The following is a 7,799-nucleotide window of genomic DNA, read 5'->3' as shown; positions in this document are numbered from 1 at the left end:
CCGGCGCGCTCGCCGAAGATCTTGAAGACGTTCTTGTCCAACTTCTTGGGGGCAGTCCAGCCCTGTGGGAGCGGGCTTGTCCCGCGATCACCGGCGGAGCCGGTGCCATTCAGCGCGGTGTTCTTTTCGCGGGCAAGCCCGCTCCTACGAAAGCAGCGCAGGCCCCTGTGGGGCGGTTCGGGGCCCCGACTTGCCCCGCGATGGCGGCTGCGCCTATTCGCAGACCGCCACTTCCGATGGCCCACCCAGGTTGCGCTCGGCCAGCCACACCTCCTGCATCAGCCACTCGCGAAACTGCTCCACATGCGCGGGCAATTGCTGGTCCGGTCGGGTCACGAACCAGTACGACTGGTGGCCGTCGACCTGCACGTCCAGCACCTGCACCAGTTGCCCGGCAGCCAGCTCCCTGGCGACCATCTGCCGGTCGGCGATGGTGATGCCGAGCCCGTCGATGGCGGCGCGGATGGCCATGTCCAGCAGGTCGAATTCATAGCCGCCACGCAGGTCAACGCCCTGGATCCTGGCGGCGTCCAGCCAGTGGCGCCAGGTCAGGAAGCGCTGGTCCTCGCGGGCCAGAACGTGCAGCAGGGTCATGTGATGCAGGTCGACCCGGCGCTCCTCCTGCTGTGCCAGCAGCGACGGCGAACACACCGCGATGTGCCGTTCGTGCATCAGCAGCGAACTGTCAAGGCCGTCCCATTCGCCATTGCCGAAACGGATCGCGCAGTCGAGCGTGGCGATTTCCGCGAGGTTGTCCTGCAGTTGGGTGGTGAGTGTCACTTCGAGCCCCGGACACGCCTCGCGCAGGCGCCCAAGACGCGGCAGCAGCCAGCGGCTGGCGAAGGTTGGCGGGGCGTTGAGACGGATGCGCGTGGGGTGCTGGCGTTGCTGGATGCCGCGTACGGTCAGCTCGATACGATCGAACGATTGCTGCAGGGCATTGAGTAGCGTACGCCCGGCGTCGGTGAGCTGCAGGTGATGGTGGCGGCGCTGCAACAGCGATTCGCCAAGCTGTTCCTCGAGCTGGCGCACCTGGCGGCTGACGGCGCTTTGGGTGACGTTGAGCAGTTCGGCGGCGCGGGTGAAGCTGCCGGTGCTGCCGGCCACCTCGAAGGCTTTGAGGGCGTTGAGTGCCGGGATCTTGCGTTTCACTCGCCGTGTCTCCTGGTGGGAGTGGGGCCGCACAGCGGCCCGGGGTTTTCAGAAGTAATAGCCGATGTTCATGTACAGCTGGTTCTCCCAATGGTCGGTGCCGCCCTGGGCGAGGCTTTCGGTGTAGCTGCTGCCGCCGATGTACGGATCGTTGCGCCCGTTCAGCCACTCCACCGCGATGTAGAAGCTGCGCACCGAGAACGAGGTGCCGAGGATGAAGCGTTCGGAACTGTCGAAGCCGGATGCAGACTTGTCGAAGCGGCTGTAGTTGCCATACAGGGTGACTCCGCTGATCCAGTCGCCGAGAAAGGTGCCGGGCACGCTGTAGCTGAGGTCGCCGACGTACAGGTTACCGCGACTGGCGACGTTGTAGGTGCCGTCGTAGCCACCGAAGGTCACTCGCTCGCTGTTGTCCGGGTTGCGTGGCGACATCTGCTGGCGCGCGGCAAGCATCTGCACGCCCCAGGGGCCGTTCTTGCCCAGGTAGTGCACGCCGATCACGTTGCGTCGGCCGTCGTCGTGGGTGTCGCGGTTTTCCAGGCGCGAGGTCAGGCCCGAGATGCCGGCCTCCGATTGCCAGTCGCCGAGCTTGAACGAGCGCGCCAGGCGAGCGACGGCGATCTGCCGCTCCTGGTTGCGGCTGCCGTCGGCGACATAGTCGTCGGCCGAGGTCACCACGCTGGAGTAGGTGGTGCCGTTGCTGGTGCCGCGGCCAGGCCAGGCGGGGCGTCCGTAGAGACCCAGTTGCAGGTTCCAGTCGCCTTGCTGGTGAATGTACTTGGCGCCTACCGCCTCGACGTCCTCAAGCCCGATCACGTTGCCCAGGGTCTCGTAGAAGGTGCTGCCGAAATACGGCTGCAGGCCGAAGGGGATCTTGTTCAGGCCGACCTGGACCTGGCGGTTCTCGTCGAACTTGTAGCCGACCCAGGCGTACTCGGCGAACTGGATATCGCCGACCTTGTCGGTGTACTGGTAGGGGTAGGCCTTGCCATAGAAGCGATAGCGCACCGCGCCGATCCAGCTGTCCGAGTCGTAGTTGGCGCGCAGCATGATGGTGTCCAGGCCGGCCTTGTCGATCTTGCGGTCCGGGTCGTGGTCGAAGCGTGCGCGGATCGCGCCGCCGACGTCGAGGTTTTCGGTGATCGGCACAGCCTGGGCTGCGGCGCTGAGGGTCAGCAGGACGGGAAGCAGGGTGTGACGCAACGGAAGTGCGGGCATGGGTGGGGGCACCTTTGGTGGTTTCTTGTCGTTATCGGGGCCGCTGTGCGGCCCAATCGCGGGACAAGCCCGCGATTGGGGCGACCCTATCCAACGCCCGTGCCCCGGCACAAACGAGCATTACGCAGCGGTAACCCGAGAAAAACGCATGTTTGCAGGCAGTCGCGCCCCTGTAGAATCGCCCTACAAAAACAACGATCAGCAGAGCCCCACCATGCGCACCCTGCCGCCTTTGAACATGCTCAAGGTCTTCGAGGAAGTTGCTCGCCACCGCAGCTTCAATCGCGCCGCCGATGCGCTGAACGTCACCCAGGGCGCCATCAGCCGACAGATCAAGCAGTTGGAGGATTACCTGGGTGTCGTGCTGTTCGTCCGCGGCCCGCGTGGCCTGACCCTGACCGAGGCAGGCAACGCCCTGGCCCCGCACCTGGGCGAGGCGTTCGATCGCATCGAGCGGGCGCTGGAGGCGGTGCGCGTGCCCAATCTGCGCCAGCGCCTGCGTATCCTTGCGCCACCGACCTGGGCCACCCGCTGGCTATCGCCACGCCTGCGCGGCTTCATGCAGCGCTACCCGGACATCAGCCTCAGCGTCACCAGCCAGCGTGATGACGAGCACCCCGGCGAACTCGACTGCCGCATCCTGTTCAGCCGTGAAGGCGAGGGCACGGGTAATCGCCGTTTGCTGGTGATGGAACGGCACATCGCCGTGGCCAGCCCCGAGCTGTTCCAGGATGGCCGTGAGCCTTGTCTGCGCGATCACCCGCTGCTGCACATCCTCCACGAAGGCCGCCGCCTGCGGGTGTGGGAGAACTGGCTGGCGGCCACAGGGCGCAGCGATGTCGATGCCGACTGCGGCATCGAGTTCGGCACCCTCGACCAGGTGATCCACACCGCCCTGGCCGGCGGCGGCCTGGCGGTGATCGACCGGCAGATGATCGAGCGTGAGCTGGCCAGCGGCAGCCTGCTGCCGATCACCCCGGTGGAGGTGATCGGGCCTTATGGCTACTGGATGGAGGTGCCGGGTGACAAGCGCGGGTTGTCGAAGGTGGAGCGCTTTGCCGATTGGCTGGCAGTGGTGAGCAATCCTTGAGATTGCGGCGTCTTTCTTCGCGGGCAGGCCTGCTCCCACAGGGATGGACTGCCCCCGAAAAGTTGGACAGTTCTCCTGTGCGTCAATGGGGCGGCCAGGCACCGTGGCTGTGTTCGCAATCGCTCCGCGCCTGGCCCATCAGCGCTTGTCGAGGGCTGGCCCGGCCTGTCGGCGCAAGGCCTTGGCGCGTTTTTCGAGGATCAGGTAGGTGACCACCGCCAACAGCAGCGGGATCAGGTAGTACAACGTTCGATAGCCCAGCAGTGCGGCCACCAGCGTGCCCTGGCCGAGCTGGCCGTGAAGCAGGGCGAGGAACACGGCCTCCAGCACGCCGAGCCCGGCGGGTATATGGGCGACCACGCCCGCCACGCAACTGATCAGCAACACACCCAGCACCGAGGGATAGAACAGCTCCGGTGGCAGCAGCAGATGGATCAACGCCGCCATCAGCGCCCAGTTGCTTGCGCCCAGGGCCACTTGGCACAACGCCAGGCGCAGGCTCGGCAGGGTGACTTCATGCCCGCGCAGGTCCCACGTGCGCCGCTTGGCGAAGGCGCAGGCGAACAGATAAGCCAACGCAACCACGATCATCAGGACGCCGATCAGGCGCAGGCCGCCAGCGCCTACCGTCCAGCTCTGCGGCAGCTTGACCAAGCCCAAGGCGAATACGATGCCGGCCAACAGCAGGTAGCCCATCCAGTTGGTCAGCAGCCCCAGGGTGAGGATGCGGGTGATGGTCGGGGTGTCCAGGCCCAGCCTGCCGTACAGGCGGTAACGCAGGGCCACGCCACCGACCCAGGTGGTGAAATTGAGGTTGAATGCATAGCAGACGAATGCTACCGGCAGCACCTGCCGGGCCGGCAGGCGGTGTCCGGTATAGGCGCGGGCGAGCAGGTCGTAGCTGGCGAACACCAGGTAGCTGCACAGAGCCAGCAGCAACCCCAGCACCAGGGTCGAGGGCCGGTAGGCCCGTAGCGACTGGCTGACTTCGTTCCAGTCCAGGTTGCGCGCCAGGGTGAACAGCAGTACCGGGATCAACACCAGGAACAGCACGGTCAGCAGGCGTTTGCCCCAGGTCTTCCAGCGTGCCGTGGCCATCAGGTCTTGCCCTCTTGGTAGTCGGCCGGAGCCTCGCTTTCGCTTTGCAGCGACTGCAGGCGTTGCCGGTGTGCCGGGAACCAGCCAGCGATGCGCGGGAAATAGCGGGTGATGTGGAAGCCCAGGAAGACCAACGGGGCGCGCCACCAGTAGCCACGCACCATGCGCTCCAGGGTCACGGCCTTGCACTGCTCGCGGGTCAGTGCGCTCAAGTGCTGGTAGAGCAGATCGTTGAACGCACGGTCGCGGATCAGCAGGTTGGCTTCGAGGTTGAACGACAGGCTCAGCGGGTCGAGGTTGCTCGACCCCACCGTGGACCAGTCGTCGTCCACCAACGCCACCTTGCCGTGCAGCGGGCGCTGGCAGTATTCGTGGATGCGCACATCGTCGCGCAACAGGTAGTTGTAGAGCAGCCGGGAGAGTGTGCGGACCCAGCGCATGTCTGGCTGCCCCTGGAGGATCAGGGTTACCTCGACCCCGCGCCGAGCGGCGTTGCGCAGCTCGCGCAGCAGGCGGTAGCCGGGGAAGAAGTAGGCGTTGGCCACGACGATACGCTGCCTGGCTTCACGGAAGGCCTGCAGGTAGCAGACTTCGATATCGTTGCGATGGCGCCGGTTGTCGCGTTCCACCAGCACGGCACTGGCCGGGCCTGCAGCGATACCGTTCGGTTGGATTCGACTGGCGGCGTCCAGCACGGGGGCGAGCAATCGGCAAGAGGACGCGTGAAGCTGGTCCACCACGGGGCCGACGACCTCCACGGCATAGTCCTGCTTGGCCTGCGGGCCGAAATCGCCAAGGTGATCGGCGCTGTAATTGAGACCGCCGATGAACGCGCGCTGTCCGTCGATCACCAGGATCTTGCGGTGCAGGCGACGGAACAGGTTGGTGCGCATGCCGGCCAGCCGTGGTTGCGGATCGAACGAATGGAAACGGACCCCGGCCGCAGTCATCGAGGCGATGAACTCGTCGGGCAGGTCGGCGGTGCCGTAACCGTCCACGGCCACCTCGACCCTTACCCCACGCCGTGCGGCGTCGATCAGGGCCTGGCGCAAGGGCTGGCCGACCTTGTCGTCGTAGATGATGAAGGTTTCCAGGAGAATCTCCTCGCGAGCCTGGGCCATGGCCTCGAACACGCGTGGATAGTACTGCTCGCCGTTGATCAGCAACTGGACGTGGTTGCCGTCGCTCCAGGACAGCTTCATAGCGTCACCTGCGCTACCAGCGGGGCGTGGTCGGAAAGGTGCGTCCACGGGTATCTGGACAGCACCCGGGCTTCGCAGGCCTGTGCGTTGCGAAGGTAGATGCGATCCAGGCGCAGCAGCGGCAGGCGGGCGGGAAAGCTGCGCGCCGGCTTGCCGAAGGCTTCGACCAGATGCCTCGAGAGGCGCACATCTGCTTTCAGACGCCAGTCGTTGAAGTCGCCGGCGACGATGACCGGCTCGCCCGACGGCAGGCTGTCGAGCAACGCCAGCAGCAGGCCGACTTGCCGCTGGCGGTGCTCTTCGCGCAGACCCAGGTGCACGCAGATCGCGTGCACCTGCTCATGGCCGGGCACTTCGAGCTGGCAATGCAGCAGGCCGCGTTCTTCGTTGCCGTGGATCGTGACGTCAAGGTTGTCGTGGGCGCGGATCGGAAACTTGGACAGCAGGGCGTTGCCATGGTCGCCATGGGGATAGACCGCGTTGCGTCCGTAGGCGAACTGCGGCCACATGCTGTCGGCGAGGAATTCGTACTGAGGTGCCGTCGGCCAGGTCGGGTGGCGCTCGGCATGCTGCTGATGGCTGCCGTGTACCTCCTGCAGGAACACCAGGTCGGCCCCGGTAGCGCGTACCGCCTCACGCAGCTCCGGCAGGATGAAACGGCGGTTGAACAGGGTGAAACCCTTGTGCACGTTGAGGGTCAGCACCGTCAGGCGGTGCACGGCGGTCACCTTGTCGATGATGCAGCGGGGGGCGGGCAAAGTTCCGTTCATAGCGGCTCCTGCGGATCGACGCCGGGCTCTGTCACCAATTCGCCGTCAAGGCCGAGCTTGCCAAGCAGGCGACGGGCATCGTACGGGGCATGCACTTTCTGGTCATTGTCGAAGTAGCAGTACACGTCACGGGAAGCGCGCTTTGCCGGGGCGCGGCGCACGACGCGCTGGGCATCCTCCGGCTGGCCGCCCGCAGCCCAGGCCTGGATACGCATACGCCAGCGGCGCAGCGCGCTGGCGGTATAGCCGCTGCTGTAGAGCTCGACATCGCCATGCAGGCGCAGGTACATGAAATCGGCCGTGACTTCCTCGACATAGGGCCATTTGCCCGCGCTGTCGGCGACCACCAGGGCGACCTTGTGTTTGCGCAGCAGGTCGATGAAGGTATCGCAGAGGAAACTGGGGTGGCGGATTTCCACGGCGTGGCGCAGGCGTGAGTTGCCCTTGACGGTCGCCCCACCGTTGCCTTGCAGGCGCTCGGCGGCCTGGCGGGCAAGGCGGCGGGCGGCAGAGCGGTCATGCGGGAGCTTGGCCAGAAAGTCGCTGAAGCGCTGCACGTCGAATTTCAGGTTAGGGGGAAACTGCCAAAGGAAAGGCCCAAGCTTGTCACCCAGCAGCAGCGGGCCCGACGCGAAGAAGTTGGCCAGCGCTTCGTCGATCTCGCGAAGCCTGCGCACATGGGTGATATAGCGTGGGGCCTTGACCGAGAACACGAAATCCTCTGGCGTCTCGTCACGCCAGCGGTCGTAGCGTTCCGGAGTCTGCAGCGCGTAGAACGAGCCATTGATCTCGATGCTGTTGACCGCCCGCGAGGCAAACGCCAGCTCGTCGTCCTGGCGCAGCCCCTTGGGGTAGAAGTCCTTGCGCCATGGGCCATAGCGCCAACCGGAAATGCCAATGCGGATCTCGCTCACCACAGCCCCCTGTATTGATGTACTCATCAGTAGCGACCCGTGGCGGATCGAGAGGGTTCAGCAGGATTGACGAGTGGCGCTACCTGGAAAGCGCCGGGCCTTCAGCCGTCGGATTGCTCTTCTGGGGGGACCTGGCCTTCCGGCCATTCGGGTGCCTCTTGTTGGGGATCGGGCGCAGGTATCTTCTCGCCGGGATCGTGTGGGACTTCATCGACATAAGGATCTGGATGATTGGGGTCGCTCATGGTCGGTCTCCTGGGCAGGTAGGTCAGTCGCTTTTATCAACCATGAGGGTGTACCTCTGGTCGAACACAGGAGGGTCTGTGTTCAGTTGTGACCAGGGCGCGAGTCATCG

Annotated in this window: 8 protein-coding genes; 1 reads left to right on the top strand and 7 read right to left on the bottom strand. The window is 65.3% G+C overall.

The features are described 5' to 3' along the window. Positions 1–213: 213 nt before the first annotated feature. Together ACPZMI_RS14910 and ACPZMI_RS14905 are read right to left on the bottom strand one after the other, a co-directional pair. Positions 214–1,152 (bottom strand): LysR substrate-binding domain-containing protein, encoded by a 939-nt coding sequence (locus ACPZMI_RS14910; RefSeq protein WP_063545145.1) that lies wholly within the window; start codon positions 1,150–1,152, stop codon positions 214–216. 48 nt (positions 1,153–1,200) lie between these two features. Then, positions 1,201–2,370 (bottom strand): porin, encoded by a 1,170-nt coding sequence (locus tag ACPZMI_RS14905; RefSeq protein WP_426352552.1) that lies wholly within the window; start codon positions 2,368–2,370, stop codon positions 1,201–1,203. Between the two features lie 214 nt (positions 2,371–2,584). On the opposite strand from ACPZMI_RS14905, the gene ACPZMI_RS14900 reads away from it, so the two are divergent. Beyond that, positions 2,585–3,460 carry a LysR substrate-binding domain-containing protein gene (locus ACPZMI_RS14900; RefSeq protein WP_186664141.1) on the top strand — a complete coding sequence of 292 codons (876 nt, stop codon included), beginning with the start codon at positions 2,585–2,587 and terminating at the stop codon, positions 3,458–3,460. A 138-nt stretch (positions 3,461–3,598) separates the two neighbouring features. Here ACPZMI_RS14900 and ACPZMI_RS14895 read toward each other — a convergent pair whose 3' ends face one another. The 5 genes from ACPZMI_RS14895 to ACPZMI_RS14875 form a co-directional block, all read right to left on the bottom strand. Next, positions 3,599–4,558, bottom strand: coding sequence for a lysylphosphatidylglycerol synthase domain-containing protein (locus tag ACPZMI_RS14895; protein WP_186707725.1), 960 nt, complete (start codon positions 4,556–4,558; stop codon positions 3,599–3,601). Next, positions 4,558–5,760 carry a cardiolipin synthase ClsB gene (gene clsB, locus ACPZMI_RS14890; protein WP_426352551.1) on the bottom strand — a complete coding sequence of 401 codons (1,203 nt, stop codon included), beginning with the start codon at positions 5,758–5,760 and terminating at the stop codon, positions 4,558–4,560. The genes ACPZMI_RS14895 and clsB overlap by 1 nt, the downstream gene beginning before the upstream one ends. After that, entirely contained in the window at positions 5,757–6,530 is a 774-nt protein-coding gene (locus ACPZMI_RS14885; protein WP_426352550.1) for an endonuclease/exonuclease/phosphatase family protein, read from the bottom strand. The genes clsB and ACPZMI_RS14885 overlap by 4 nt, the downstream gene beginning before the upstream one ends. Further along, positions 6,527–7,471, bottom strand: coding sequence for a DUF72 domain-containing protein (locus ACPZMI_RS14880; protein WP_189657653.1), 945 nt, complete (start codon positions 7,469–7,471; stop codon positions 6,527–6,529). Before ACPZMI_RS14880 ends, ACPZMI_RS14885 begins: the two co-directional genes overlap by 4 nt. Positions 7,472–7,545: 74 nt before the next feature. Further along, a complete protein-coding gene (locus ACPZMI_RS14875) occupies positions 7,546–7,689 on the bottom strand; it encodes a hypothetical protein (protein ID WP_426352549.1) in 144 nt (47 codons plus the stop codon). Between the last annotated feature and the right edge of the window lie 110 nt (positions 7,690–7,799).

Source organism: Pseudomonas wayambapalatensis (assembly GCF_049942315.1).
Classification (GTDB): Bacteria; Pseudomonadota; Gammaproteobacteria; order Pseudomonadales; family Pseudomonadaceae; genus Aquipseudomonas; species Aquipseudomonas wayambapalatensis.
Note: the sequence above shows the minus strand (reverse complement) of the source record. Positions and strands in the feature narration are given on the sequence as shown.

Bases quoted from the DNA above. Each gene is read 5' to 3' on its own strand.
- ACPZMI_RS14905 (WP_426352552.1), bottom strand. From the start codon at position 2,370: ATGCCCGCACTTCCGTTGCGTCACACCCTGCTTCCCGTCCTGCTGACC.
- ACPZMI_RS14900 (WP_186664141.1), top strand. From the start codon at position 2,585: ATGCGCACCCTGCCGCCTTTGAACATGCTCAAGGTCTTCGAGGAAGTT.
- ACPZMI_RS14895 (WP_186707725.1), bottom strand. From the start codon at position 4,558: ATGGCCACGGCACGCTGGAAGACCTGGGGCAAACGCCTGCTGACCGTG.
- clsB (WP_426352551.1), bottom strand. From the start codon at position 5,760: ATGAAGCTGTCCTGGAGCGACGGCAACCACGTCCAGTTGCTGATCAAC.
- ACPZMI_RS14885 (WP_426352550.1), bottom strand. From the start codon at position 6,530: ATGAACGGAACTTTGCCCGCCCCCCGCTGCATCATCGACAAGGTGACC.
- ACPZMI_RS14880 (WP_189657653.1), bottom strand. From the start codon at position 7,471: ATGAGTACATCAATACAGGGGGCTGTGGTGAGCGAGATCCGCATTGGC.
- ACPZMI_RS14875 (WP_426352549.1), bottom strand. From the start codon at position 7,689: ATGAGCGACCCCAATCATCCAGATCCTTATGTCGATGAAGTCCCACAC.